The organism is Pseudactinotalea sp. Z1732, assembly GCF_049724975.1.
Taxonomy (GTDB): domain Bacteria; phylum Actinomycetota; class Actinomycetes; order Actinomycetales; family Beutenbergiaceae; genus CALKWS01.
On the sequence record NZ_JBMPQC010000006.1, the window covers coordinates 57890 to 83454 of the forward strand.

Consider the following 25565-nt stretch of genomic DNA (forward strand, 5'->3'; position numbering starts at 1 on the left):
TCCTAGTATCGATGCCTCAGGAGTCTTCTGGTCGCAACGGGTACAGGTCGGGCTCCTCGGTGGAGGGCGCCACGCCCAGGTGCTGCAGGCTGAACTCGGTCACGTCGTGGAAGACCGGGGCTGCCACGAGCGAACCGTAGATCCCGGAGGGTTGGGCAACCACCACACCGACGGCGATCTCCGGCGCCTCGGCCGGTGCCACGCCCACGAAGGAGGCCACCCGGTGGCTCAGCCCGCCCCGTCCATCGGAGGTCTCGGCGGTACCGGTCTTGCCCGCCACCCGGTACCCGTCGATGGCCGCCCGCACCCCGGTGCCGCCCTCGTGCACGGTGGACTCCAGCATCCGGATCATCTGCTCGCTGCTCTCCGGGGAGACCACCTGCACCGGCTCCTCGTCCTGGAGTTCCTCGTACGCCCCCTCACACGTGTAGCCCTCGATGATCCGCGGCGGGATCGCCATCCCCTGATTGGCGATGGTGGCGAACACCTGGGTGTTGGCCACCAGGTTCACGTTCACGCTCTGGCCGAACATCGTCACGTACTGGGTGCGGCCGTCCCAGTCCGAGTAGTGGTGCAGGATGCCGGCGGTCTCACCGGGAAGGCCCATCCCGGTTCGCTCACCCCATCCCATGTTCCGCATGTACTCGAACCGCGTCTGGTTCGACATCTCCGACCCGATCAGCACCGTGGAGGTGTTCGCCGACTCCGCCAGCACCCCGGTGGTGGTCAGCACCTGGTCAGGGTGCTCGGTGTGGTCGGTGAAGGTCTGACCGTTGGGCATGGTGTGCCGGTAGGGGTTCTCGATCGGCGAGGTCGGAGTGACCACTCCTTCCTCCAGCGCCGACAGCACGGTGAGGACCTTGCCGGTCGAACCGGGGTCGTAGGCATTCTGCACCGAACGGGCACCGCGGCTGTCCTCGGGGGTGTCCATCGGGGAGTTGGGGTCCACCGCGTGGGAGTCGGCCAGCGCCAGGATGCGCCCGGTGCCCACCTCGACCACCACGACCGCACCCCAGGCGGCACTCCAGGTGTCCACCGATTCGTCGATCACCTGCTGGGCATGCCATTGCAGATCGGTGTCGATGGTCAGGTGGACATCACAGCCCGGGACCGCCGGGGTGGAGGACTGCGCGCCGGTGGGGATCACCTGCCCGCGGGCCCCGATCTCCACCTCGCTGGAACCCGGGGTGCCCAGCAGCCGGGAGTTGAGGGTCGACTCGATCCCGGCGGCGCCATCGCCCTCGTCGTTGACCCAGCCGAGAATGTTCCCGGCCGTGTTCCCGGCCGGGTAGACGCGCTGGCTGGTGCGCTCGGCGGTAATGCCGTTCACCCCGAGGCTGGCGATCGCCTGCCAGGTTTCCGGTGTGGCATTGCGCAGGAGTCGGTGGTAGCCGTTGTCCCCGACCAGTTCCGCTCCGAGTTCGGCACGGTCGCGATCCAGCAACGGGGCCAGCACCCTCGCCGCCGCCGCGGCACCACGGCTGACGATCTCACCGTCCTCATCGCGGAGCACGAAGGACGGGATCTGGCGCAGATCGGCGACGATGTCGAAGGTGTCGGCGCTGGTGGCCAGCACCGTGCCGTGGGCATCGACCACGTCTCCGCGCGGTGCCGGAATGATCTGGGTGTGGGTGCGCTCCTCCCGGGCGGTCTGGGCCAGGGCGGGCCCGGCGATCACCTGGATGTAGACCAGCCGGACACCGAACAGCAGCACCACGATCAGGATCGCGGCGAGGATGATGTTCTGTCGGCGCACCGGTGCCCCGACACCGGTCATCGGCGTCGGCCCGGCCATCAGTCCGAACCGACCAGCTCAGCCGCCGGGCCGGCGATCGCGCCATCCTCGAGCCGCAGGTAACTGGTCCCTTCGCCCCGCTCCATCCCCAGTTCGGCCGCCGCCGCGGCCAACGCTGCCGGGGCTCCGCGCCGCTCCACCTGCTGGGTGAGGAACTGCTGGTGCTCGGACAACTGGGCCAGTTCGATGCGCTGCTCCCGCATCTCGTACGCGGTCGCAGCCATCGCGGTGTTGAGCAGCAGCGCCCCGAGCATCGCGCCAACCAGGATAGTCAGGCACAGCGCCACGAACGGCACGAGACTGCGCTGGTGTGCGGGCGCCCGCACGATCTGGAGCCGGGGGCGGCGGGTGGTCACCGCCGGCCGGGCCACCGGGGCCCGCTGCGGAACTGCGCTCATGCTGGACCCTCCTGCAGATGCTTCGGCGTGGGGCGGAGCCGTTCGACGGCGCGCAGTCGTACCGAGGCCGAGCGCGGGTTGGCACGCTGTTCGGCGTCGCCGGCCGCCTCGGAGCCGCGGGTGAGAGAGCGTAGATAGGGCTCATGCCCGGGCAGTTCGGTGGGCAGATCCACGGGCGTGGAGGAGGTCAACCCGGGCCGGAAGGCGTTCTTGACCATCCGATCCTCCAGGGAGTGATAGGACAGCACCACCATCCGACCGCCCACCGCCAGCGTCTGCAGCGCACCGGGCAGCGCGGCCCGCAGCACCTCGAGTTCGGCGTTCACCGCGATCCGCAACGCCTGGAAGGTCCGCTTTGCGGGGTTGCCACCGGTGCGCCGGGCGGCCTGGGGAATGTTCTCGCGGACGAGGTCGACCAGTTCGCCGCTGCGCTGCAGCGGCTCGGTCCGACGACGGCGCACGATCGCCGCAGCGATACGGCCGGCGAACCGCTCCTGGCCGTAGTCGGAGAGGATCCGGCGCAGGCCGGCCTCGTCCTCCTCCGCGAGGAGCCGGGCGGCGGTCCGTCCGGCGCTCTGGTCCATCCGCATGTCCAGTGGGGCTTCCTGGGCGTAGGAGAAACCTCGCTCGGCGCGGTCCAACTGCAAGGAGGAGACGCCGAGATCGAACAACAGCCCCTGGACCGGTCCGTGGCTCCGCTCGGCCAGGACTGCCGGGATCTGGTCATACACGGCGTGTACCGGCTCGAACCGGTCGCCGAAGGCGGCCAGGCGCTGCCCTGCCAACGCCAGTGCCTGCTGGTCGCGGTCGATCCCGATCAGGCGCAGACCCGGATGGCGACGCAACAGCACCTCGCTGTGGCCGCCCATCCCGAGGGTGGCATCCACAGCGAGCGCACCGGGCGCGTCCAGCGCTGGGGCCAGCAGTTCGGCGCAGCGGTCGGCAAGGACGGGCGCGTGCAGTGCGCCGATCGGCTTGCTGATCATCGAACGTCCTCGCTGCTGGCACTGATCCTGAGGTGGTCGGAGGCCCCTCCGCCGTCCGACCAGGACTCCCGCCGCCCGATCTGGCGCCGGGGAAGTGCGCCAGAGTCGCGGTGAGAGACCAAGTGGGACGGAGTCGGACCCGATCACAGGCCGGGGACCACCTCCTCGGTGAGTTCGGCGAATGCCTGCTCGGAGGCGGCCAGGTACTCGGTCCAGGAGGTTGAGTCCCAGATCTCGATCTTCGATCCGGCGCCGATGACCGCCAGTTCGCGCCCGAGCCCGGCGTACTTGCGCAACACCGGCGGAACGGTCAGGCGGCCCTGCTTGTCCGGGATCTCGTCGGAGGCTCCGGAGAGCAGGATCCGCTGGAAGTCCCGGGCCTGCTTGGACGTCAGGGACGCCGACTGCATCTGGGCGTGCACCCGCTCGAACTCCGCGCGCGGGAACCCGTACAGGCAGCGCTCCTGGCCCCGGGTGAGCACGATGCCCGGCGCCAGCGCCTCCCGGAACTTCGCGGGCAGGATCAGGCGGCCCTTGTCGTCGAGCCTGGGTTCGTAAGTCCCGAGGAACATGTGCCACCCCCAACCCTCCCTACTAGTCCGGATTCCCCCACATTACTCCACTTTCCTCCACCGTCAATCGCAACGCACGCGTTTTGCGCAGGAGTTCCTACTATTTCTGCAGGTCAGGGCCGTGGTGCGATGTGGAGTAGATTCCTCAGCAGCGGGCCCTTCAGACCGTGATTGCGTGGTGGATCCCTACCCCGGCAGGCTGTTTCCCGCCGAGTGCGGCCACACGCGGGACCACGGTGGAGCGAAGTGGAGAATCTGCAGACCCGTGGGCGCCGGAGCCGCGCAGGACGTACCCTCGGACCATGACGACGACGACCACCGAAGCGGCTGCGATCGCTCGGCTGATGGACAACCTGAGCCAGGTTCTGTCCGGCCGTCCCGCCGTCGTGCGCACCGTCGTCGCCGTCTTCCTCGCTCAGGGCCATCTGCTGATCGAGGACGTGCCCGGGGTGGGGAAGACGACCCTGGCAAAGGCCCTGGCCCGTTCGGTCGGAGGCACGATGGGGCGGGTGCAGTTCACCCCGGACCTGCTGCCCAGCGACCTCACCGGCGTGAGCGTCTACCGGGCCCAGACCGGAGACTTCGAGTTCCACCCCGGTCCCCTGTTCGCCACCGTGGTGATCGGCGATGAGATCAACCGCGCTTCCCCCAAGACGCAGTCGGCGCTGCTGGAGTGCATGCAGGAGCGCCAGGTGACGGTCGACGGGACCACTCATCCACTGCCCGATCCATTCATGGTGATCGCCACCCAGAACCCGGTGGAGATGGCCGGGACCTACCCGCTCCCGGAAGCGCAGCGCGACCGCTTCATGGCTCAGGTGCGCATCGGCTATCCCGCCCAGCAGGACGAGCTCGAGTTGCTGGCCACCGGCGGCTTCGCCGATCCGCTGGCTGACCTCGACCAAGCCCTCACCGACGACGAGATTCAGGCCGCGCGGCTGGCGGTGCGCGCCGTCTACGTCTCCGATGCCGTGCGCGGCTTCATCCTGGACCTGGTCCGGGCCACCCGTCGTCACGAGGAGATCGCGTTGGGCGCCTCACCGCGGGCGGGATTGCAACTGCTGGCGATGGCCAAGGCGCTGGCGGTCGTGCAGGGCCGGGACTTCGTCCTGCCTGATGACATCCAGGAGATCGGCGTGTCCGTCCTGGCGCACCGGGTCGTCGCTCGGCGTGGTGCCTCGGCCGGCCCCGCTGAACTCATCGGCCAGATTCTCCGAGGCATCCCGGCCCCCGGCCCGTCCTGAGATGCGCCTGACCTTACGCGGGATCGGGATGCTCGCCGCCGGTGCCCTCCTGGCGGTCGCAGCGGCGGCGACGGACGCCCTGGCCCTCGCGCGGATCAGCGCCCTGCTGCTGGGGCTGATCGCGGTCGCTCTGGTCTGGGTGCTGGGCAGCCGCCGGCGTGCCGCACGGATGCGCCTGCGCCGCCGGGTGGATCCACCCCGGCCGGTCGTGGCTCAGGTGGCCACGGTCCACCTGGAACTGCTCGCGGGCCAGTTGGGCGCCTGGTCCCGGCTCCGCGAGCGAACGCCGGCGCTGCTGAACCGCTCCCACGTCCGGGCTGCCGGTCAGCAGCGCAGAGCCTGGACCTACCAGATCCGCCCACGCGAGCGTGGATACCACCGGCTCGGGCCCAGCACCGTGGTCCACGGCGACCCGTTGGGGCTGCTGCGCTGGCCGGTCCGCGGTGACCGCGGGGAACCGCTGCTCATCTGGCCCCGGACCGCCGTGCTGGACGAGTCGCTGCGGCTACGAGACCTGAGTGGAAGTGAGCACTCGGCCTTCGGACTTCCGGAGCGCTCGGTGGAGGACCTGACGCTGCGCGAGTACGTGCGAGGCGACGACGTGCACCGGGTGCACTGGCGCACCTCGGCACGCCGGGGCGAGTTGATGGTCCGCGCCGATGAGCCCTCCCACCCTCCGGCGGTGGACCTGCTACTGGATCTGGGCCGCAAGAGTGGCGCGGAGTGGGCGTTGAGCGCCTTCGCCTCGCTTGCGGTCGGCCTCGTCTCCTCCGGGGTCCCGGTGCGGCTGCACGTGTGCGCCAGGGCCGGCCTGGATGCCGATCCGGACGTGCACTCGGTCACGTGCACCACCGCAGCGGATGCCCTCGACGTGATCGCCCCGGCCACCATCACCCCCGCGGCGCTGCGTGCTGAGCAACGCCGGGGGCTGCACGGGGCCGGCCCGAGTCTGATCGCGGTACTGCACTCCCCCGACGTCGGCCTGCTCCATACCCTGAGCCCGTTAGCCGGTCACCGCCGTGCCTACGCCCTGATCGTCACCGACCGTTACGACGAGCGGGTACCGGCGGCCGGACTCGCCAAGCACGGCTGGGCCCTGCACACCGCGCGCGCTCGCGCCGACACCTCCGGGATCGCCGAGTCCTGGAACACCCTCCTCACGCCCCTGGTGGTGCGCTGATGGACGGGCACCCGCGCCGGGTCCTCGCCGCCGGGCTCCTGGTGCTGGCCGCGCTGGGCGGTGGATTGAGCCTGGAGCGCCTGGTGGAGACGGCCTCCTGGTTCCCCAGCGCCCTGGTCGTCCTGAGCGTGACGGCCGCGTCGCTGGTGCTCATCCGCACCTGGCTGGCCTCGATCTGGTTGCCCACGGTGATCAGCGGCGCGATCGGGACCTACCTCACCGCCGCGTTGTTCGTTCCCGGCGACGGCATGCTGGAGCCACTGCCCGGAGTGGCCGCGCCCGGTGAGTTCCTGGCATTGCTCCGGCAGGGCATGGCCGATACCGCCACCCAGGCCCCGGTGGTGGGCAGCGCGGGACTGGCGCTGGGCATCGTCTCGGCGTTGCTGGTGGTCCTGTTGCTGGCCGAGCTGCTCGCGGTCGGTTGCCGGGCACCGGCGTGGTCCGGGATCGCCCTGCTGGCGCCGTGGATGCCCGCCGTGGCCCTGGGTGAACCGGTGCCGGCAGCGGTGTTCGTGCTCGCCGCCACCGGCTACCTGGGCCTGCTGGTGCTGCACTCCGCCGGAACCGGAGCGGAACAGCGTGCGCGTCACGGCGCATGGAGATCAGCCGCCGGTGCCGCCGCGCTCACCGTCGTGGTGGCTCTGATCGCCGCCCCTGCGGTCCTGCTCATTCCCACGTCCACCTGGCAGTGGTCCGAATCCGGGGGCACCAGCGCCACGCGGCTCGATCTGGGCCTTGACGTCAGTGACCATCTGGATCGGGGCGCCGACGAGCTGCTCTACTCCTACCGGGCGAGCGACCCCGAGAACCTCGGACCGCTGCATGCCTACACCCTCACCGAGTTCACCGGGCAGCGTTGGCTGCGCGGCACCGAACCCCGCGAGACCGAGCCGGTGCAGAATCAAGTGCTGTGGCCGAGCCCGATCGAGGCCGACCGGCCCGACCAGCGGCTGCAGATGAACGTGCTGGACCTGGCCCAGGACCGGCTGCTGCTGCCCGACCAGCCGCGCCGGCTCTCGATCGAGGGCGAATGGGCCTACGACGGCGACTCCGATGAGGTGATCGGCTCCGGCTCGACGCCGCTGGAGTACGAGGCGGAGATCTTCGAGGTGGATCTGGATCCGGCGGACCTCAACGCCGTGGAGTTGGTCGAGGACCCCGAGGTCGACCCCCTCACCCTGCACGTACCCGACACCGGTCACGCCGATCAGATCCGAGCGCTGACGCAACGGGTCGTCGATACTGCCGGTGCCCGGACCCAATATGAGCAGGCGGTGGCCATCCAGGACTTCCTGCGGTTCGACAGCCAGTTCACCTACGACGTCGAGGTGGACCCGGCCCGGACCTCCGATGCGGTCTGGGACTTCCTCGGCAGCGGCCGTGGCTACTGCGTCCAGTTCGCCACCGCGATGGTGGTGATGGCCCGCACGCTGGACATCCCGGCCCGGATGGCGGTGGGGTTCCTGCCCGGGGAAGAGTCCGATCAGGACGACACCGTCGAGGTCAGCGGCCACCGGGCGCACACCTGGCCGCAGGTGTACTTCGACGGCGTGGGCTGGGTCCGGTTCGAGCCCACCCCACCGGGGCGCACCGGCGCTCCGCCGGAGTGGGCCACCGGGGTGCCCGAGGGCGCCGAATCGCCCGAGGAGGAGTTCCCCACCGGTACCGCGGCCCCACAGACCCCGGAGGAACCGGCCGACGCCGCAACTCCGCAGACGACTCCGGAATCGATCGGCGGTGCCTCCGATCAGCCCTCCCACTGGCGCTGGCTCGCGCTGGCCATCCCGGTCGGCTTGATCGGCGGCGTGCTGGCGTGGCAGTACCGTCAGCGCCGCGGGTCTGACGTGGAGCGTTCCTGGGCACGGGTGCGCCGGGCCGCCACCGGTATCGCACCGGAGTCCGCTCACCCCGGAGAGACCCCCCGAGGGCTACGGGCGCGGGTGGGGCTGACCGGCCAGCCCGGGCAGGCCCTGGCGGAACTGGTGGGGGCGGTGGAGCGCCACCGCTATGCACCACCCGGGCGGCAGGCGCCGAGCGGCAAGCAGGTGCATCAGTGGCGCAGACAGGTACTGGAGGAGATCCGCCGACAGCATCCGCGCAGCAAGTGGCGCCGCAGGGTCATGCACGAGGTGAACACCCGGGACCGGGTGTGACCGGACTTCAGGGTTCGCGTCGGCGGCGGTCCCAGCGCTCTTCGAGTTTGTCCATGAACCCGGAATCACGCGGCGCGGTCTTGCCGCTGCCGCCCCCTCGGATCGGGTGCACGTTCGAGGCGTCACCGTCGGGCTGACCCTTCGGGCGCGACATCGCCACCAGCACACCGGCGAACATGAGAAGGAAGCCGACGGCACTCAGCCAGAGATGCCCGCCGGCCAGACCACCCACCAGGGCGGCCAGACCACCGAGCAGGCCCACGATCCCCAAGCCGATCTGCAGGGGTTTGCGGCCGGCACGTCCGGAGATGGTGTCGGCGAGTTTGGGATCGTCGGAGCGCAACTGTTGCTCCAACTCCTCCAGTACGCGCTGCTCGTACTCGGAGAGAGGCACGGTACCTCCCAGGGCGGTTGACGGGTACCCCGACGAGGGGTCTGGTACCTAGGATAAGTGCCCGGAGCCAATAGTGGTAGCCGAAGCGGAGCGAAGCTACCCAGATGTGGCATCTCTAACGTCCGGCGAGCCTCCCGGACGCACGAGAGTGGCCGCTCGGACCGCGCCGCGCCCGTATCGAGCGGTGATGGAATCCATTGCCCGTTCGGCATCGCGGCGGCCCGGTCCGGGCCCGGCCAGGGTGCCCTGGACGGCGGTGGTGGCCGCCGGACTGAGGGCCTCACACCGCACGCCCAGCAACCGCACGCCGCCGGCGGGCAGGGCGACCCCGGCCAGCAGTTCCCGGGCGGTGGCGTAAACGGCCTGCGCCACATCGGTGGGCTCCGACAGCGCCCGGGAACGGGACAGGGTGGTGAAGTCGGCGAACCGTACCTTGATCGACACCGACGCGGTGACGGTGCCCGCCGCCCGTAACCGCATCGCGCAACGGTGCGCCTGGTCCAACAGGACCGCGTTCAATTCCTCGGTGCGGGAGAGGTTGACCGCAAAGGTCTGCTCGTGTCCGATCGACTTCTCCTGCCGCTGTGGCTGCACCGGGCGCGGGTCGCGGCCCCAGGACAGGTCCAGCAGGCGCTGTCCGGCTGCCACTCCGAGCAGGCGGTGCAGGGTCGGTGCGGGCGTGTGCGCAAGGTCGGAGACGGTGTGGATGGCCATCGAGGCCAGCCGTTCCGCGGTGCGCTCACCCACCCCCCACAATGCCCCCACGGGCAGCGCATGCAGGAACGGGACGGTGGCCTCGGCAGGGATCAACAGCATCCCGTCCGGCTTGGCGTGACTGGAGGCCAGTTTCGCCACGAACTTGGTGCCCGCAACTCCCACGGAGGCATCCACGAACAGCTCGGTGCGGATGCGCTCGCGGATCTGCTGCGCGATCTGTGTCGGTGAGCCCAGTCGCCGGCGCGCTCCGGAGACGTCCAGGAACGCCTCATCGATGCTGACCTGTTCCAGCACCGGGGTGATCTCGCCCAGGACCTGAAGGACCGCGAGGGAGACCTCCCGGTAGCGCTCGTGCCGGGGCTCCAGCACCACCGCGTGCGGGCAGATTGCCCGCGCCCGCGCCATCGGCATCGCCGAGTGCACCCCGAATTCCCGCGCTTCGTAGGTCGCCGACACCACCACGCCACGATGGCGGCCACCGACGATGACCGCCTTGCCACGCAGGTCGGGCCGCTCGATCAACTCCACCGCGGCGAAGAAGGCATCCATGTCCACGTGCAGGATGGGCGCTCCGGAGTCGTCGTCGCCCCAGTCCCTCCCGGCCGCCGCCGCCGACCGCGCCGAACGACTCACGAGGCCATCGCCGGAAGGTGCGTGGGCTCGCGCGCCGTCCGCACCGCCTCGCTCACGATCGCGACGAACTCCACTGCGGCCTGCTCGGTGCGCGCCACCTGCGCGGCCTCGAGGGCCGGCGCACGCCCCGTCTCGATCGCCGCCCGGATCGGCGCGCCGGAGGCGAACAGCGCCGCCCACGGTACCCAGACCTCGTCCAACTCGGCGATCTGTTCCCAGACGCTGCGCACCGCGCGCCGCCTGCCGGCCGAGGCCGGGTGCAGGGCGAGCAACGCCGCCCCGGCGCGCAGCGCCGCCATATGGGCGTGCAGGAAATTCTCCTGCCCCTCGGCCCGCCCCGAGAGTTGATCGAGTTCGGCATGGGCTCGCCGAAGCAACCGCTCAGGTACCGCACCGCCCATCATCGACTCCCTTCCCGCACTACCATTATCGAACGCTCGTTCGAAGTTGTCAAGGGCCTACCGCGTTCGGTCCCACCCGGGTCGCGGGGTACCGTTCCCTGCATGGCTCGGCGCAAGACACGCTCGGTGGCGCCGTCGGTCGCGGCGCTTCCACAGGGTCCGATCCCCACCACGTATGCCACCGTAGAACTGACCCCTGACACCGAGGATCCGAACGGTGTGCTGCTGCTGTTGGACGGGGTGCAGAGTTCCCACCTGTACCTGGACGACCCCACCCGGCTGATGTTCGAGTACATGCAGCAGATGCAGGTGGTGCTGACCCATCGATTCGGCCCGGAGGAACCGCTGAACGTGGTGCACCTGGGCGGTGCCGGATGTGCGCTCCCGCGGGCGATGGCCGCACTCTGGCCCGACTCGCGTCACCTGGTCGCGGAGATCGACGCCAAACTCGCTGAGTACGTGCGCACGTGGTTCGACCTGCCGCGCGCCCCGCGACTGCGGATCCGCGTGGCCGATGCTCGCGCGACCATCGCCTCGTTGCGCAGCGGCGGCGGCGACGCCGTGATCCGGGACACGTTCGCCGCCGGCGCCGTCCCACCACACCTGCGTACCGTGGAGTTCACCGAACTGGTGGCCGATCGGCTCAACCAGGCCGGGTGCTACCTGCTGAACCTGGCAGACAACCCCCCGCTGCCGGTGGCTCGGCGCGAAGCGGCCACCCTCGCCGAGGTGTTCGCCCACACCGCCGTGATCGCCGAGCCCGGCGTACTGCGCGGGCGTCGCTACGGCAACGTCGTCATCCTCGGCGCCAACCGCCCCTGGCCCACCGCTGAGTTGAACCGGTCGTTGCGCACCCTCGCCCCCACCGCGCGAGTACTGCACGGCCGCGACCTGCGGGACTTCATCGGCACCGCCCAGGTGTTCCGCGATCCTGTCGAGTCCGATCAGTGGCGCGCCGGGGAGGAGCCGACCCAAGCCTCCGAGTCCGCCGAGCAGCGGATGCTGAGCATGCTGCCCGACACCCGCGAGGATCCGGACGGGCTGATCAGCCTGCCCTAGCGAGGTGCCGGAAAAGCCACGAGCCCGGCCGGCGCAACTGCGCCGACCGGGCTCGTGGGAGGTCTGGAATCAGACCATGCGGACGCTCTCCGCCTGCGGACCCTTGGGGCCCTGGGTGATCTCGAACTCAACCCGCTGCGCCTCTTCGAGGGAGCGGTAGCCGTCCGACTCGATGGCCGAGTAGTGAACGAAGACGTCGTCTCCGCCACCGTCCTGGGCAATGAATCCATAGCCCTTCTCAGCGTTGAACCACTTGACGGTTCCCTGTGCCATGTTGTGCTTGTCCTTCCGGGGACGTTGGTGGGGCAAGCCGTGTGCCGGCCCCGTCTTGCCACATGCTTCGCCCCACGCCTATCTCATCCCCGACCAAGTGGTACCTGGCCCGGAATGTTGGGATTGCGCACAGGAGTGCCCACCCGGGTCGAACGTAAGTGAAACTGTAACAAGGCCAGCATGTCATGCTCTGCCGCAGAAGCGCTACCGCAACACCCGCCGAGTCCGGCTAGTGGACTATCCAGGGTTGCTGGACGGACCCGCTCAGCCCTTGTCGTTGTCCTGGCCGGCCAGGTACTGGGAGAAGCGGGCGGCGATCTCATCGGCGCTGGGGACCTCCTCCGCCTCCACCACCGGTGTGCCCAACGCCTCGTCCCCGGTGGCCTCGGCGAAGGAGTCGAACTGTTCTTCCAGCGCCCGGACCACCGCGCCAACCTCCTCGGAGGCACCGACCTGCCGGTCGATTTCGGTCTGGATCCGCACGCCGTCGGCTTCCAGGTCACCGATCGGGAGCCCGAGACCGGTCACCCGGGTGATCTGGCGCACCAGTTCGGCGGCGGCCTGCGGATAGTCGGACTGAGCGAGGTAGTGCGGGACGTGCGCGGCGAACCCGAGGGCGTCGTGGCCGCGCCCACCCAGGCGGAACTCCAGTAGTGCCGACGCCGAACCCGGTACTCGCACCGAACTGATGTAGTTGGGGTAATCGGCCACCAACTCGGGCCGCGTCCCGTGGGCGGTCACGGTGATCGGGCGGGTGTGGGGTACCCCCATCGGGATCCCGTGCACTCCGACGGTGGTGCGCACACCGAACTCCTCGATCAGGCCGGTGATCGCGTCGATGAACAGTTCCCACTTCAGGTCCGGCTCCAGCCCGTGCAGCAGCAGCATCGCCTGACCCTCGTCGTCCCGCAGCAGGTCCAGCGTCAGGACCGGCTCGTCATAGGTGGTCCAGGCCCCGTCCTCGTACGTCATCACCGGCCGGCGGGAGCGGTAGTCCAGCAGCGCATCGACATCGAAGGTCGCCACCCGGCGGGTGCTGAGTTTGGCGGTGAGGTGCTCGGCGAGCAGCGCTCCGGCGTGTCCGGCGTCGATCGAGCCCTGCAAGGCGTGCACCAGCACCGCGACCTCGCCCTCGGGCAGGTCGGTTACCTCGGTCTCGCGGGTGTACAAATCGCGCGGATCAGCAGCCATGGACGTCCTTTCCTCGTTCACCCCATACTCAACGCTTCCTGCGGTGGTCACATTCCAGCCGGCTCCGCACCGGCAGCAGGGGTGCACCACACCCCAGGGTAGAGGCATAATGAACGGTCGCCCGGTTCCCCAAGCCTTCCGAGCCGCTGGAGCCCCGGCGTACCGGCCACGATCACCGCAGCGGAGTACCAACCTATTGTGACCAGCCCTGAAGTCGGCCCACGCAACGCCCTGGAGGTCGAGCAGTCCTACGTCGACCTCGTTTACGCCCGCCTGGACGAACTACGCGCGGGCGCCCGGAAGCGGTTGGCCAAGATACGCCGTGAGGGACCCAGCGGATCACCGCAGAACCGGTCCGAAAGGGATGCCTTCGCGACCATGTACGAGGACCGGGTGGCCGCGCTGGACGCGGTCGAGGACCGCCTGGTGTTCGGACGGCTGGACCTGCGCGACGGCGATCGGCGCTACGTGGGCCGGATCGGCATCTCCGACGCCGAGCACTCCCCCGTGCTCACCGACTGGCGGGCACCGGCGGCACGTGCCTTCTACCAGGCCACCGCGCACGCTCCCGGGGACGTGACGCTGCGCCGGCACCTGCAAACCAGGCATCGCCAGGTGGTGGCGATCGAGGACGACGTTCTCGACCTCGATGCACTTGACCCGGACACCCAGGTGGAACTGGCCGGCGAGGGTGCGCTGATGGCCGCGCTGAAGGCCTCCCGCACCGGACGGATGGGTGACATCGTCGCCACGATCCAGGCCGAGCAGGATGCGATCATCCGCTCCGACCTGGGCGGGGTATTGGTGGTCCAGGGCGGCCCGGGCACCGGCAAGACCGCTGTGGCCCTGCACCGGGCGGCCTATCTGCTGTACTCCCACCGGGAACGCCTGGAACGCTCCGGCGTGCTGCTCATCGGCCCGAGCCGGGTGTTCCTGCGCTATATCGAACAGGTGCTGCCAGCCCTGGGCGAGACCGGGGTGGTCTCCTCGACGCTGGGTGATCTGATTCCTGGGATCAGCGCCACCGCCACCGAGGAACCGCGGGTGGCCAGGATCAAGGGGCGCCGCGCATGGGCCGGGATCATCTCCCGGGCGGTCAGGGCCAAGCAGCGGGTGCTGGGGCCCCAGGAACTCAAGGTGGGATCGGTGGTGCTGCAGTTGCGGCCGGATGAGGTGCGGGAGGCTCAGGCCCGCGCCCGACGGTCCGGGCACCCGCACAACCGGGCCCGGGTCACGTTCGTCCGCGCGATGCTGACCGCACTGGCTACCCAGTACCTGGAGCAGATCGGCGGCGCCGGGGAGGATCCGGCCGAGGTGGTCGAGGAGATCCGCAGTGCCCGGGACGTGCGGGTGGCGTTGAACCTGTGCTGGCTGCCACTGACGGCTACCGGCCTGGTGGCCGAGTTGTTCGCCAAACCCCACAAACTCGAAGCCGTGGCCGGACGGATGCCGGCGGCCGACCGCGAGGCCCTGGTGCGGCCGGTCGGGTCGGAGTGGACGACGGCGGACATCCCCCTGATCGACGAGGCCGCCGAGCTCATCGGTTCCGATGACGAGACCGAGCGCGCCCAGGCGCGCATGGAGGCCGCGCGCCGGGAGCAGGAGGTCGCCTACGCCCGGGAGGTTCTCGCCTCGGTCGGTAGCAGTGACGATCCCGTCACTGCCCGCGATCTGGTGTCGGCGGAGACCTTCGCGGGACGGTTCGCTGAGTCGGGGCCACAGTTGACCACCGCCGAGCGCGCCTACCGGGACCGGTCCTGGACCTACGGGCACATCGTGATCGATGAGGCACAGGAGCTCTCGGAGATGGCCTGGCGGGCGCTGCTGCGGCGCTGCCCCAGCCGGTCAATGACGGTGGTCGGCGACGTCGCACAGACCTCCTCCCCCGCCGGTACCCGCGAGTGGTCCCAGCGCCTGGACACGATGCTCCGCCGGGACTGGCGGGTCGCCGAACTGACTGTGAACTACCGCACGCCGGCCTCGGTGATGCGGGCGGCCCGGGCTGCTGTGACCGCCGCCGATCCGAAGCACCCGCCGGCACCCCTGCAATCGGCCCGCGAGGTCCCCGACGCACTGGTCCTGACCGCAGCGGACAGCCTCGGTGAGACCGTGGCGGCGGTGCTGGAGGACGAAGTGGCCGCCGTGGGCGACGGCACCGTGGCCGTCATCACCGCGACAGCCCGCCAGGATGAACTGAGCAGGATGCTGGACATCCCGGCCGGACCGGTGGACCTGGCCGCCCAAGTGGTGCTGCTGGATCCGGCCGGGGCCAAGGGACTGGAGTTCGATCGAGTGATCGTGGCCGAGCCCGCGGCGATCCTGGCCGAGGGCGAGCCCGCGGATCTCTACGTGGCGATGACGCGGCCCACCCAGCGTCTGCACGTGGTGCACGCCGAGGAACTGCCGGCCGGTTTCGCAGCCGCACTGGACCAGCCGATGTCCGACAGGTGAGACGCCTGGCTACCGGCGAGGAAGAAGAAGGACGATGAGCACCGTGGTCAAGGCACTGCTCCTGGAGAACATCCATCCCCTGGCACTCGATCTACTCGAGGGATCCGGCGCGGACGTCTCCACCGTGCCCGGTTCCCTGGACGAGGACGAACTGATCGAGGCCCTGGCAGGTGTGTCCGTCCTGGGCATCCGGTCCAAGACCAACGTCACCGAACGCGTCCTGTCGCGGAGTCCGGACCTACAGGCGATCGGCGCCTTCTGCATCGGCACCAACCAGATCGATCTGGATGCCGCCGTCCACCACGGGGTGGCCGCCTTCAACGCCCCGTTCTCCAACACCCGCTCGGTCGTGGAACTGGCCCTGGCCGAGATCATCGCGCTCACCAGGCGGTTGACCGAGAAGGACAAGTCACTGCACGCGGGCCTGTGGGACAAGTCCGCCAACGGTGCGCACGAGGTGCGTGGGCGCACGCTGGGCATCGTGGGGTACGGCAACATCGGCACCCAACTCTCCGTCGTCGCCGAGGCCCTGGGGATGCGGGTGGTCTTCTACGACAACGCCGAGAAACTCGCCCTCGGCAACGCCCGCCGCATGCCGGATCTGGACTCCCTGCTGGAGGTCTCCGATGTGGTCACCCTGCATGTCGACGGCCGGGCCGGGAACGCCGGGATGTTCGGGCCGGCGCAGTTCGCCAGGATGAAGCACGGTGCCATCTTCCTCAACCTCTCCCGCGGGTTCCTGGTGGACTACGCCCACCTGCGCGATGCGATCAGGGCCGGGGATCTGGCCGGCGCCGCGGTGGATGTCTTCCCCGACGAGCCCAAGCGCAACGGCGACCCGTTCGAATCCGAACTGCGTGGGCTGCCCAACGTGATCCTGACCCCGCACGTGGGCGGATCCACCGAGGAGGCGCAGCAGGACATCGGGGTGTTCGTGGCCGGAAAACTCCGCGACTACATGCGCTCGGGCTCCACGGCCCTGAGCGTGAACCTGCCCAGGCTCACGTTGGACACGCCCGGGCCGGGTCGCCAGCGCATCGCCCACTTGCACCGGAACGTGCCCGGCGTGCTGGCCGCGGTGAACCAGGCGTTGTCCTCCGGTGGTGCGAACATCGATTCCCAGATGCTCGCCACCACCGGTGACGTGGGTTACTCGGTGACCGACATCAGCGGCACCCTGCCGCGGCAGGCAAGGGACCACCTTCGTGAGATCGAGGGCACCATCAGTGTCCGCGAGCTCAACGGGTCGGTCTAGGCACGCTTCGGACCGGGCGCCGAGCGAGGAACTCAGCCGGTCTTACGCGGCCGGAATGTCCGCTTGGGCTCGCCGACCACCTCCGGCCCGTTCACCGAACCGGTGTTCCGGACTCCATCTGCGGTGGGGTGGTCACCCGCGTTCTTGCGATCGAGCGCCTCGCGCATCTTCGCCTTGGCATCGGCCATCAGCCGATCGGGGCCTTCGGATCCGTTCTTCTTCGATGACATCAACAGTCCTCCCTGAACTCACCACGGACCGGGACCGGGGTGGCTCATCCGCAACCTTGCCGGGTCCGGCGCGAACACGCCAGCGGATAAACCCCGGCCATGCACCCTCAGGCGTACTGCTCCGAGGCAGGATTGCGGTCCAACTTCAGCGCGGTGATCGCGGCCTCGAAGTCCTCGAGGGAGGTGAAGTTCTGGTAGACGCTGGCAAAGCGCAGGTACGCCACCTCGTCCAGCGCCCGCAGCGGCCCCAAGGTCGCCAATCCGACCTCGTGGGAGTCGATCTCGGCCACGCCGGTGGCGCGGATGGACTCCTCCACCTGCTGGGCCAGCAGCGCCAGGTCATCGGCGGAGACCGGGCGACCCTGACACGCCTTGCTCACACCGGCCACGACCTTCTCCCGGCTGAACGGCTCCATCGCCCCCGATCGCTTGATCACCGTGAGGCTGGTGCTCTCCACCGTGGTGAAGCGGCGCGAACACTCGGGACAGTGCCGGCGGCGGCGGATACTGCCGCCGTCGTCGGCGGTGCGGGAGTCCACCACCCGCGAGTCGGGGTTACGGCAGTACGGACAATGCATCGGCGCGTCCCTTCCCGGCTTGGTGACGGCGTGCTCGGTGCACACACAATGCCACATCTGGCTACCGGTGTGGGACGTCGCCCTCCAGCGGGTTCCTCAGCCCTGCGGGACGCTCAACTCCTGGCCGGCGTGCACGGTGGAGCGCTCCAGCCCGTTCATGCCGCGGATGGTCTCCACCACCTGGCGCACGTCCTGCCCCGGATCGGCGATCTCACTCGCGATCACCCACAGGCTCTCGCCCGGCTGGACCACCACGGTGGAGACCTCTGCCGGCGTCTGCGCCTCTGGCGCCAGCAGGGTGCCGAGCCCGCCGCCCACGGCGATCGCCAGCGCGAAGCCAAGCGCGACCAGCACCCGCCGTCCGCGGGTGGTCAGCCGCAGGGGGGCGTGTTCGCGCGCCCTGGCCGGGCGCACCGGCGCCGCCGGACGAACCGGTACCGCCGGGCGAACCGGAGCCGTCGGGCGAACCGGTGCCGTCACCAGGGGCGTCACGGGACGGGTCCGGCCGCCCGAGCCCTCGGTCTGCTGGGGTACGAGGGCCCGCGGCACGTCGCTCTGCGGCGTAGCCTTCGGGGCCTCCGGGGCCGGAGCCGCTCCGGGCGCCGAGAAGACTGCGGGAACCGGGAGGTGACAGGTCGAGTTACGTGCAGGGCCGGCGTGCCAGCAGGGGCGCGTCCGCGACCGCCGCAGGGCGGCCCGCCGGGTCGAGGGGCTGGGGTGGATCGCCAGTGCACTCATCGGATTACTCCTCGGGCCACGTCCGGGACCGGCAACCGACCGACCCTCGAACTGATGTTCTGCGAACACATGTATGGACAGTAACACAGCCGTTCGATAGCGTCGACACGCCAGTCGAACAGATGTTTCCTGTTCGGCGCCGTAACGCCTAGGCTTAGGAACGTCATGGGGAACACCCCACCACCGACCCCTGACATCGCGGTGACGGGACCATGGCAGAGCCGCTCGCAACCGCACCGAACCGCAGGAGGACACGATGGCCGAGGGACCCAAGGACACCAGCCGGCAGCACCCGGACCAGACCGGCCACTCCCCCGGTCTGACCGCCCGGCAACAGCGGATCATGGACTCGATCCGCACCAACATCGAGACCAAGGGGTACCCGCCGACGATGCGCGAGATCGGCACCGCCGTGGGCCTGGCCAGCCCGTCATCGGTGAAGTACCAGCTCCAGGTCCTGGAGGAAAAGGGGTACCTGCGCCGGGACCCGATCTCCACCCGCGCGATCGAGATCCTGGATCCCCACGGCACGGCGCCGGCGCAAGAGAGCCCGGCACCGGCTTCGGCCCGCGGCCCGAAACAGTTCTTCAGCACCGACTCCGATGAGCAGGTGGACGCCTCGCCCAGTTACGTCCCGGTGGTCGGGCGGATCGCGGCGGGCGGCCCGGTGCTGGCCGAGCAGTCGGTGGAGGACGTCTTCCCGCTGCCGCGCCAATTGGTCGGCGACGGCGACCTGTTCCTGCTCAAGGTCACCGGCGACTCGATGATCGACGCCGCGATCTGCGACGGCGACTTCGTCGTGGTGCGTCAGCAGCCGGTGGCCGAGAACGGTGAGATCGTCGCGGCGATGATCGACGGTGAGGCCACGGTCAAGACGCTCAAGCGCACCGAGGGCGAGGTCTGGCTGATGCCGGCCAACTCCGCCTACTCCCCGATCGAGGGATCCGACGCCCAGATCCTGGGCCGGGTGGTCAGCGTCCTGCGCTCGGTGTGACCCGCCCGTCCGGTCCGATCCGCAGGCACACCTCGTCGTCGTAGGTGCGTCGCTCGATCCGGAGCACCCGGTACTGCGAGTCCAGGACCGGGAAGGCGTGGATCGGTTGCAGCGTCAACCGCGCTCCGGTCCCGGTGCGCTCGAGGTTGATGTCCAGGTAGCCGTAGTGCTTGCCACCCTCACGCAGCACCGGGTTGCCGTCGCCGGCCACCTCCCAGCGCTCCGGAGCGTCCTGGTCGGCCGTCCAGGCCCGGTGCGGGTTGTACCGCAGGAGCTCCCCATCACCCCCTCGCAGTTCGCCACCCAGGCTGTCCCCGGCCACACCGACGTCGTAGTAGAGCACCCCGGGTGAGCCTTCGTCGCCGTCGGGCACCACCGAGCGCTCGAACAGTTCACTGTGCCCGCAGAGCACCGCGGCCACGCCGAATTCACTGAACATCCGATGGAACCTGCGCATCGGGGTTCCGCCCTGACCGGTAGAGAACTCGTGATCCATCGGTAGGCCGTGCGCACCGCTGGAGTAGGGCACGTGGTGGAACTGGACCAGGATGATCCGGCCCTGCGCCCGGGCGTCGGCCAGATTCTCTTCGGCCCAGCGCCACTGCGGCCTGCCGGGGGCGATGTCGTTCAGGTCCGTGCCACCGGCGGCGGTGTACTCCGTTGCGGTGAAGTGGTCCTGGGTATCGGTGCCCGGGCCCCGGTAGGCCCGCCCGGTGAGGGGCCGGACGTAACGGGACCGATGGTCGTCGGGCTCCCCGTTCGAGGAGTCCAGCGTCAGGATCGTGAGTGGTCCGTGGTCGAGGCGGTAGTAGCCCCGGCCCCGCGACCCGTCCGGGCCCGGGAAGTGGGCGTGGTACTTGGCCCGGGCCCGCACCACCGGGGAACGGTCCGACGGCGTGCCGTACCGGCCGTTGCGGGCGCCGAAGTTCTCCCAGTTTCCCAGCGCAGGCAGGAGCGGTGCCCGCGAGAGCAGGCCCGAGGGGGCGTTGATCGTGAAGAACTCATCCCAGGCGGGCTGGTATCCCCCGCCGCCGACCAGGTCACCGGGATGCAGGATGAGGTCCGCCTCCTCCTGGGCGATCATGCTCACCACCGCCCGGTAGCCCTCCGCCTTGGTGAGCGGGTAGCGCAGCACGGGCCGGCCGGCGGTGTGCTCCGCCACGCCGAAGGCCTCCCGCCACAAGCCGTGCGGGTCGGGACGGGACTCCCCGCCGGGGCCGGCCGGCCAGGAGCGATGCGTCACCCGCCCGGCCGGAGCGGTCTCGGAGTCCGACAGCGCCACCAGGTGGATCTGCTGCCAGGACCCGTCGGTGGGAGCGGTGCGGAAGGCGGCACGGTACTGCTCGCCATCCTGGGCGACCGCGTAGGTGTACCGCGTGTGTGGCCGCAAGCCGGTCAGGACGACGACGTGGCGGACGTTCCCGTCCGGGTACAGCCAGGAGCCGGGCGCCAGACCCTCGATGTGCTCGGTGCGCTCGGCCTCGGTAGGGCTCAGCACGTCGAGGGCCTCGGGTCGGGACGTGACCGGCCCGGGCGCGCCCGGGCCGGTCACAACGACTTCTCCGGGTTCATCGGTGTGGGAGAACCAGATGATCGTCATGCCGGTGCTGCTCGGTGCGTGCAGGTAGGGCCGGACGCGGAAACCGGACGTCATGCCGGTGCGTCCCCGCCACCGGACAGCCTGCGCAGCGCGGCCCGGACCAGGTCACCGTCGGTGGTGGGCCACAGCGGCGGGAGCGACTTGGCCAGGAAACTGCCGTAGCGCGCCGTTCGCAGCCGGGGGTCGAGCACGGCCACCACGCCACGATCGGCCACCCCACGCACCAGCCGGCCCGCGCCCTGAGCCAGTAGCAGAGCCGCGTGGCTGGCAGCCACCGCCATGAAGCCGTTGCCACCTCCGGCAGCCACCACCTCCTGGCGCGCCTGGCGGATCGGGTCATCGGGGCGCGGGAACGGGATCCGGTCGATGACCACCAACTGGCATGCCTCCCCCGGCACGTCCACGCCCTGCCACAGCGACAATGTGCCGAACAGGGAGGTGGCGGGTTCGGCGGAGAACCGGCGCACCAGGGCCGGGATCGAGTCCTCGCCCTGTAACAGGATCTCGGTGTCCAGCCGCTCCCGCAGCGCCTCGGCCGCAGCCTGCGCACCGCGTCGGGAGGAGAACAGCCCGAGGGTGCGCCCGCCGGCGGCCTCGATCAGTCCGGCGAGTTCGTCCAGGGCCTCCTGGGCCGTGCCGTCGCGGCCCGGCGGCGGCAGGTGCGAGGCCACGTAGAGGATGCCCTGCTTGCCGTAGTCGAACGGGGAGGACACCTGCACGGCCCGGTGGGGCCCGAAGCCCATCCCGACGCTGCGCACGGCGTGGTCGAAGGTACCACCGAGGGCGAGGGTGGCCGAGGTGAGCACCGCGGCCCGCTCGGCGAAGAGCTCGGAGGCGATCGGGCCGGCCACGTCCAGCGGTGCGATCTTCAGCCGCGAACCCTCCCCCGGTGCGCGCCCGCGCTCGCACCAGAGCACGTCGATCCGCTCCGCCACACTGTCGGAAAGCAGGCGTTCGGCGATCTCGAACAGCACCAGCAGCGCCGACGTCGCCATGGCTCGGCCACCGGCTTCCTCGGCCTTGCCCTGGCCCTGGGTCTGCTCGGTGCGCACCGCCGTCATCGCCTCACGGCACGCCTCGGCGATGGAGCGCACCGTGGGCACCAGTTCGGCCGGCAGGCCCTGGGGCAGGCGGCCCTCGGGCACCAGACCAAGGTTGGTGCGCAGATGGGTGGCGGCATCCTCCAGGGCGGAGAGCGCGATCCCGGCGTGACGGCGGGCGAGCCGGGCGGTGCGTTCCACGGACGCGGCGGACAACTCCACCGTGGCCTGGGCGGTGACCCGGTCGGCGAGTTCATGCGCCTCGTCCACGATGAGCACCTGGTGTTCGGGCAGCACCTTCGGGGAACCCGAGGCGGCGATCCCCAGCATCGCGTGGTTGGTCACCACCAGGTCCGCCTCACGGGCGGCGCGGCGGGCGTGTTCGGGGAAGCAGTCGTTCAGCAGCGGGCAGCGTTGCCCCAGGCACTCCAGGGAGGTGAGGGAAACCTGCCGCCAGGCCCGGTCGCTGACCCCGGGCACCAGATCGTCGCGGTCCCCGGTGCTGGTCTCCTCGGCCCACCTGCGCAACCGCAGCACCTGTCCGCCCAGGGAGTCGTCCTGGCCCTCGGGGTGCTCCTCGGCGGCCGAGGGGGCCGCGGCTGCGGCATCGAAGAGGGTGCCCTCGTCGTCGGCCGGGTAGCCACCGGCCACCTTGTGCAGGCACAGGTAGTTGTGCCATCCCTTCAGCAGCGCCACCTGGGGCTCCCGGGGCAGGTGCCGCCGTAGGGACTCCGCGGCAAGCGGCAGGTCGTGTCCGAGCACCTGGCGCTGCAGGGCCAGGGTGGCGGTGGAGACGATGGTCCGTTCCTCGTTGCCGACCGCGTGCAGCAGCGCCGGGATCAGGTACGCCAACGACTTACCGGTGCCGGTGCCGGCCTGGACGAGGAGGTGCTCGGCGCCGGCCAGCGCGGCGGCCACCTCGGTGGCCATCTGGTGCTGGCCCTCCCGGCGGGCGCCGCCCATCGCCGCGATGACCTCATCGAGCACGGTATCCAGGTGCGATGGCGGATCGGGGCGACTCACGTCGTCGTCGGTTGGAACGGTACCGCCCGCGTCGCTGCCGGCGTCGTCGGGGCTCATCCGCCGACGGCAGCATCCAGGTCTGCCGCCAGCGCCCCGTCGACCCGTGCGTGCAGCCGGGTCCCGTCCTCGGTGTGTTCGGTACTGATCACCTCTCCGGCCACGTGGGCCCGGTGCACCAGATCGCCGCGCTCATAGGGAACCAGCACATCCACCTCCACCGCCGGGCGGGGAAGTTCGGAGGCGATGTGTTCGCGCAGTTCCCCGATGCCCGCGCCGGTGCGCGCGGAGACGGCGACGGCGCTGGGCTCGCGGGTGCGTAGCGCGGCGATGGTCTCGGCATCGGCGAGGTCGGCCTTGTTCAGCACCACGAGTTCGGGGATCTCCGAACTGCCCTCGATCTCTCGCAGCACATCGCGCACCGCGGCGATCTGACCAGCGGGATCGGGGTGGGAAGCGTCCACGACGTGCACGATCACGTCGGCCTCGGCAACCTCCTCCAGCGTGGAGCGGAAAGCCTCGACGAGCTGGGTGGGCAGGCTCCGCACGAACCCGACGGTGTCGGCCAGGGTGTAGGTGCGCCCGTCCGGGGTCTCGGTGCGCCGCACGGTGGGGTCCAGGGTGGCGAACAACTGGTTCTGCACCAGCACACCCGCGTCCGTGAGCCGGTTCAGCAACGAGGACTTGCCGGCGTTGGTGTACCCCACGATCGCCACCGAGGGCACCGCACCGGCACGGCGGGAGCGGCGCCGCCCGGCCCGGGCCGGGGCCATCTGGGCGATCTGCCGTCGAAGCCGGGCCATCCGGGTGCGGATCCGCCGACGGTCCAACTCGATCTGGGTCTCCCCGGGTCCGCGCGAGCCGATACCGGCGCCCCCGGCCGTCTGCCCACCGGCCTGCCGGGACATCGACTCACCCCACCCGCGCAGGCGCGGCAGCAGGTACTCCAGTTGGGCCAGTTCCACCTGCGCCTTGCCCTCCCGGGACTTGGCGTGCTGGGCGAAGATGTCCAGGATCAGCGCCGTGCGGTCGATCACCTTGACCTTGACCACGTCCTCCAGGCCACGGCGCTGGGACGGGCCCAGTTCGGAGTCCACGATCACGGTGTCGGCGCCGGTGGCGTGCACCAGTTCAGCGAGTTCGGCCGCCTTGCCCGAGCCGAGGTAGGTGCCCGGTTCAGGATGACGACGACGCTGCAGCACTCCATCGAGCACCTGCGATCCGGCCGTCTCTGCCAGGGCGGCCAACTCCCGCAGCGAGACCTCGGCCTGCTCCACGGTGCCCTCGGACCACAGGCCAACCAGGATCACCCGCTCCAGGCGCAGCGAGCGGTACTCCACCTCGGTGACGTCGTCGAGTTCGGTGGACAGCCCGGCTACGCGGTTCAGCGCGGCGCGTTCCTCCGCGTCGAACTGGTCGCCGTCGTATTCGCTGGGCGCGGCGTCGTCGGCCTGGATGGCGGTGCCGTGGCGGGCCAGGATGCGGTTCACCACGGCTTGGGCGCGATCCTCGACGTCATCGGTGGGCGAGCCGTTCGTGGCGTGGGTACGTCCTTCTGCCACTGGGCGGTCCTGCGAGGGGGTGTTGGTCATCGTGTCCTGTCGTCGCGGTCCCGGTTGGCTGGGGAGATCGGGTCGCGCCAGGGCCGGGGAATCTGTCGTTTCCACTTTCCCACGCTCATGCTGGGGTTCCAACCGATTTCGCTGAGCGCGTGTGGTCCGGAGTGGTGGTCCGCGTTGAGCCACGACGCCTCGGCCCGGACACCTGCGCCCTGATCACCGACATGGAATAGAGGTGAATAGCGGAAATGCTATGGAATCCGGGGGGCCTTTGTGATCTCGCATGCCCCGGCCCGATCCACGAAGCCGCATGGGATGAGGCACGCTCGGGGCCACGACCGCGCATGTCAGTATGGGCGGTCACCCCCGCGCGGCTATCCTCGCGGGGTGGCGCACTACTTCGAGTCCCCGACGGCCGGCCCCGCGCGCCGGCGCACGATCTCGGTGAATCTTCGCGGTGAGCAGGTTGAGGTGCACACCGACCGGGGGGTGTTCTCCGGGGACCGGCTCGATCCTGGTACCGCTGTGCTGCTGCGCACGGTCACCGAGCCGCCGGCGTCCGGGGTCCTGGTGGACCTGGGGTGCGGGTGGGGGCCGATCGCGCTCTCGATGGCGCGCGCCGCGCCCCAGGCACGGGTGCTGGCCGTGGACGTCAACGAGCGTGCGTTGGAGCTGACGGCCGCGAACGCCAGGACGCTCGGGCTGGGCAACGTGGAGACTTTCACACCCGATGCCTTGCTGACGGCCGAGCCCGATCCGGTCATCGATGAGTTGTGGTCCAACCCGCCGATTCGCGTGGGAAAGGCTGTGCTGCACGGGTTGCTCCGCGCGTGGCTGCCTCGGCTGCGGTCCGGCGCGCAGGCGCACCTGGTGGTGCAGAAGAACCTGGGGTCGGACTCGCTCCAGCGTTGGATCGCGGCCGACCTCGGCTTCGAGGTGGAACGCCTGGCCAGTTCGAAGGGATTCCGGGTGCTGACGGTGCGCGGTCGCGGCCCGACCGACGGCGCCTGAGTCGCAGACGCCCTCGGTTCGGAGGCTGCTGCGACCTTCCTACCGACCTACCGAGAGCGCATATTTCTGCGATTTCTGGCGTCTGGGTCTGGT

Annotated in this window: 23 protein-coding genes; 8 read left to right on the plus strand and 15 right to left on the minus strand. The window is 70.2% G+C overall.

From position 1 onward, the window contains the following. Positions 1-16: 16 nt before the first annotated feature. The 4 genes from ACPL7H_RS12280 to mraZ all read right to left on the minus strand — a co-directional run bounded on the left by ACPL7H_RS12280 (position 17) and on the right by mraZ (position 3751). On the minus strand, positions 17-1795 hold the full coding sequence (locus ACPL7H_RS12280) for a peptidoglycan D,D-transpeptidase FtsI family protein (RefSeq protein ID WP_424797192.1): 1779 nt from the start codon (positions 1793-1795) through the stop codon (positions 17-19). Further along, positions 1795-2193, minus strand: coding sequence for a hypothetical protein (locus tag ACPL7H_RS12285; protein WP_424787934.1), 399 nt, complete (start codon positions 2191-2193; stop codon positions 1795-1797). Before ACPL7H_RS12285 ends, ACPL7H_RS12280 begins: the two co-directional genes overlap by 1 nt. Next, the gene (rsmH, locus tag ACPL7H_RS12290) at positions 2190-3179 is read right to left on the minus strand and encodes a 16S rRNA (cytosine(1402)-N(4))-methyltransferase RsmH (protein WP_424797193.1); all 990 of its coding nucleotides are present in this window, start codon (positions 3177-3179) and stop codon (positions 2190-2192) included. The genes ACPL7H_RS12285 and rsmH overlap by 4 nt, the downstream gene beginning before the upstream one ends. A gap of 143 nt (positions 3180-3322) precedes the next feature. After that, on the minus strand, positions 3323-3751 hold the full coding sequence (gene mraZ, locus ACPL7H_RS12295; protein ID WP_424787936.1) for a division/cell wall cluster transcriptional repressor MraZ: 429 nt from the start codon (positions 3749-3751) through the stop codon (positions 3323-3325). A 302-nt stretch (positions 3752-4053) separates the two neighbouring features. Between mraZ and ACPL7H_RS12300 the strand changes: the two genes are divergently transcribed. From ACPL7H_RS12300 to ACPL7H_RS12310, 3 genes are read left to right on the plus strand one after another with little or no spacing between them, the layout of a single operon-like run. Further along, the gene (locus ACPL7H_RS12300; RefSeq protein WP_424787937.1) at positions 4054-4995 is read left to right on the plus strand and encodes an AAA family ATPase; all 942 of its coding nucleotides are present in this window, start codon (positions 4054-4056) and stop codon (positions 4993-4995) included. 1 nt (position 4996) lies between these two features. Beyond that, positions 4997-6175 (plus strand): DUF58 domain-containing protein, encoded by a 1179-nt coding sequence (locus ACPL7H_RS12305; RefSeq protein ID WP_424797194.1) that lies wholly within the window; start codon positions 4997-4999, stop codon positions 6173-6175. Beyond that, positions 6175-8328 carry a transglutaminaseTgpA domain-containing protein gene (locus ACPL7H_RS12310; protein WP_424797195.1) on the plus strand — a complete coding sequence of 718 codons (2154 nt, stop codon included), beginning with the start codon at positions 6175-6177 and terminating at the stop codon, positions 8326-8328. Before ACPL7H_RS12305 ends, ACPL7H_RS12310 begins: the two co-directional genes overlap by 1 nt. 7 nt (positions 8329-8335) lie before the next feature. Here ACPL7H_RS12310 and ACPL7H_RS12315 read toward each other — a convergent pair whose 3' ends face one another. The 3 genes from ACPL7H_RS12315 to ACPL7H_RS12325 all read right to left on the minus strand — a co-directional run bounded on the left by ACPL7H_RS12315 (position 8336) and on the right by ACPL7H_RS12325 (position 10473). Next, the gene (locus tag ACPL7H_RS12315; RefSeq protein WP_424797196.1) at positions 8336-8722 is read right to left on the minus strand and encodes a DUF3040 domain-containing protein; all 387 of its coding nucleotides are present in this window, start codon (positions 8720-8722) and stop codon (positions 8336-8338) included. A 96-nt stretch (positions 8723-8818) separates the two neighbouring features. Beyond that, a complete protein-coding gene (dinB, locus tag ACPL7H_RS12320) occupies positions 8819-10072 on the minus strand; it encodes a DNA polymerase IV (protein WP_424797197.1) in 1254 nt (417 codons plus the stop codon). Continuing rightward, positions 10069-10473 (minus strand): SAV_6107 family HEPN domain-containing protein, encoded by a 405-nt coding sequence (locus ACPL7H_RS12325; RefSeq protein WP_424797198.1) that lies wholly within the window; start codon positions 10471-10473, stop codon positions 10069-10071. The genes dinB and ACPL7H_RS12325 overlap by 4 nt, the downstream gene beginning before the upstream one ends. 102 nt (positions 10474-10575) lie before the next feature. Between ACPL7H_RS12325 and ACPL7H_RS12330 the strand changes: the two genes are divergently transcribed. After that, positions 10576-11532, plus strand: a complete 957-nt coding sequence (locus tag ACPL7H_RS12330) for a spermidine synthase (RefSeq protein ID WP_424797199.1) — start codon at positions 10576-10578, stop codon at positions 11530-11532. 69 nt (positions 11533-11601) lie between these two features. On the opposite strand, the gene ACPL7H_RS12335 is transcribed toward ACPL7H_RS12330, so the two are convergent. Together ACPL7H_RS12335 and ACPL7H_RS12340 are read right to left on the minus strand one after the other, a co-directional pair. Further along, positions 11602-11805, minus strand: coding sequence for a cold-shock protein (locus ACPL7H_RS12335; protein WP_424787944.1), 204 nt, complete (start codon positions 11803-11805; stop codon positions 11602-11604). A 264-nt stretch (positions 11806-12069) separates the two neighbouring features. Continuing rightward, positions 12070-12996 (minus strand): proteasome assembly chaperone family protein, encoded by a 927-nt coding sequence (locus ACPL7H_RS12340; protein WP_424797200.1) that lies wholly within the window; start codon positions 12994-12996, stop codon positions 12070-12072. A gap of 198 nt (positions 12997-13194) precedes the next feature. Here ACPL7H_RS12340 and ACPL7H_RS12345 point away from each other — a divergent pair, with 198 nt between their 5' ends. Both ACPL7H_RS12345 and serA read left to right on the plus strand, forming a co-directional pair. Continuing rightward, positions 13195-15447, plus strand: coding sequence for a HelD family protein (locus ACPL7H_RS12345; RefSeq protein ID WP_424797201.1), 2253 nt, complete (start codon positions 13195-13197; stop codon positions 15445-15447). Between the two features lie 43 nt (positions 15448-15490). Next, on the plus strand, positions 15491-16702 hold the full coding sequence (gene serA, locus ACPL7H_RS12350) for a phosphoglycerate dehydrogenase (protein WP_424788016.1): 1212 nt from the start codon (positions 15491-15493) through the stop codon (positions 16700-16702). Positions 16703-16734: 32 nt separating this feature from the next. Here serA and ACPL7H_RS12355 read toward each other — a convergent pair whose 3' ends face one another. The 3 genes from ACPL7H_RS12355 to ACPL7H_RS12365 all read right to left on the minus strand — a co-directional run bounded on the left by ACPL7H_RS12355 (position 16735) and on the right by ACPL7H_RS12365 (position 18002). Next, positions 16735-16932 carry a DUF5302 domain-containing protein gene (locus ACPL7H_RS12355; RefSeq protein WP_424797202.1) on the minus strand — a complete coding sequence of 66 codons (198 nt, stop codon included), beginning with the start codon at positions 16930-16932 and terminating at the stop codon, positions 16735-16737. Between the two features lie 107 nt (positions 16933-17039). Then, on the minus strand, positions 17040-17510 hold the full coding sequence (gene nrdR, locus ACPL7H_RS12360) for a transcriptional regulator NrdR (RefSeq protein ID WP_424787948.1): 471 nt from the start codon (positions 17508-17510) through the stop codon (positions 17040-17042). A 96-nt stretch (positions 17511-17606) separates the two neighbouring features. Next, entirely contained in the window at positions 17607-18002 is a 396-nt protein-coding gene (locus ACPL7H_RS12365; RefSeq protein ID WP_424797203.1) for a LysM peptidoglycan-binding domain-containing protein, read from the minus strand. A gap of 502 nt (positions 18003-18504) precedes the next feature. Between ACPL7H_RS12365 and lexA the strand changes: the two genes are divergently transcribed. Then, entirely contained in the window at positions 18505-19242 is a 738-nt protein-coding gene (gene lexA, locus ACPL7H_RS12370) for a transcriptional repressor LexA (protein ID WP_424797204.1), read from the plus strand. On the opposite strand, the gene ACPL7H_RS12375 is transcribed toward lexA, so the two are convergent. From ACPL7H_RS12375 to hflX, 3 genes are read right to left on the minus strand one after another with little or no spacing between them, the layout of a single operon-like run. Beyond that, positions 19220-20896 carry a metallophosphoesterase family protein gene (locus ACPL7H_RS12375; RefSeq protein ID WP_424797205.1) on the minus strand — a complete coding sequence of 559 codons (1677 nt, stop codon included), beginning with the start codon at positions 20894-20896 and terminating at the stop codon, positions 19220-19222. The two genes, lexA and ACPL7H_RS12375, sit on opposite strands and share 23 nt — an antisense overlap. Then, positions 20893-22962 carry an ATP-dependent DNA helicase gene (locus tag ACPL7H_RS12380; protein ID WP_424797206.1) on the minus strand — a complete coding sequence of 690 codons (2070 nt, stop codon included), beginning with the start codon at positions 22960-22962 and terminating at the stop codon, positions 20893-20895. The genes ACPL7H_RS12375 and ACPL7H_RS12380 overlap by 4 nt, the downstream gene beginning before the upstream one ends. Then, positions 22959-24494, minus strand: a complete 1536-nt coding sequence (gene hflX / locus ACPL7H_RS12385; RefSeq protein ID WP_424797207.1) for a GTPase HflX — start codon at positions 24492-24494, stop codon at positions 22959-22961. Before hflX ends, ACPL7H_RS12380 begins: the two co-directional genes overlap by 4 nt. Positions 24495-24848: 354 nt before the next feature. On the opposite strand from hflX, the gene ACPL7H_RS12390 reads away from it, so the two are divergent. Then, positions 24849-25472, plus strand: coding sequence for a class I SAM-dependent methyltransferase (locus ACPL7H_RS12390; RefSeq protein ID WP_424797208.1), 624 nt, complete (start codon positions 24849-24851; stop codon positions 25470-25472). The last annotated feature ends 93 nt before the right edge of the window (positions 25473-25565 follow it).

Bases quoted from the DNA above. Each gene is read 5' to 3' on its own strand.
- ACPL7H_RS12280 (WP_424797192.1), bottom strand. From the start codon at position 1,795: ATGGCCGGGCCGACGCCGATGACCGGTGTCGGGGCACCGGTGCGCCGA.
- ACPL7H_RS12285 (WP_424787934.1), bottom strand. From the start codon at position 2,193: ATGAGCGCAGTTCCGCAGCGGGCCCCGGTGGCCCGGCCGGCGGTGACC.
- rsmH (WP_424797193.1), bottom strand. From the start codon at position 3,179: ATGATCAGCAAGCCGATCGGCGCACTGCACGCGCCCGTCCTTGCCGAC.
- mraZ (WP_424787936.1), bottom strand. From the start codon at position 3,751: ATGTTCCTCGGGACTTACGAACCCAGGCTCGACGACAAGGGCCGCCTG.
- ACPL7H_RS12300 (WP_424787937.1), top strand. From the start codon at position 4,054: ATGACGACGACGACCACCGAAGCGGCTGCGATCGCTCGGCTGATGGAC.
- ACPL7H_RS12305 (WP_424797194.1), top strand. From the start codon at position 4,997: ATGCGCCTGACCTTACGCGGGATCGGGATGCTCGCCGCCGGTGCCCTC.
- ACPL7H_RS12310 (WP_424797195.1), top strand. From the start codon at position 6,175: ATGGACGGGCACCCGCGCCGGGTCCTCGCCGCCGGGCTCCTGGTGCTG.
- ACPL7H_RS12325 (WP_424797198.1), bottom strand. From the start codon at position 10,473: ATGGGCGGTGCGGTACCTGAGCGGTTGCTTCGGCGAGCCCATGCCGAA.
- ACPL7H_RS12330 (WP_424797199.1), top strand. From the start codon at position 10,576: ATGGCTCGGCGCAAGACACGCTCGGTGGCGCCGTCGGTCGCGGCGCTT.
- ACPL7H_RS12335 (WP_424787944.1), bottom strand. From the start codon at position 11,805: ATGGCACAGGGAACCGTCAAGTGGTTCAACGCTGAGAAGGGCTATGGA.
- ACPL7H_RS12340 (WP_424797200.1), bottom strand. From the start codon at position 12,996: ATGGCTGCTGATCCGCGCGATTTGTACACCCGCGAGACCGAGGTAACC.
- ACPL7H_RS12355 (WP_424797202.1), bottom strand. From the start codon at position 16,932: ATGTCATCGAAGAAGAACGGATCCGAAGGCCCCGATCGGCTGATGGCC.
- nrdR (WP_424787948.1), bottom strand. From the start codon at position 17,510: ATGCATTGTCCGTACTGCCGTAACCCCGACTCGCGGGTGGTGGACTCC.
- lexA (WP_424797204.1), top strand. From the start codon at position 18,505: ATGGCCGAGGGACCCAAGGACACCAGCCGGCAGCACCCGGACCAGACC.
- ACPL7H_RS12375 (WP_424797205.1), bottom strand. From the start codon at position 20,896: ATGACGTCCGGTTTCCGCGTCCGGCCCTACCTGCACGCACCGAGCAGC.
- ACPL7H_RS12380 (WP_424797206.1), bottom strand. From the start codon at position 22,962: ATGAGCCCCGACGACGCCGGCAGCGACGCGGGCGGTACCGTTCCAACC.
- hflX (WP_424797207.1), bottom strand. From the start codon at position 24,494: ATGACCAACACCCCCTCGCAGGACCGCCCAGTGGCAGAAGGACGTACC.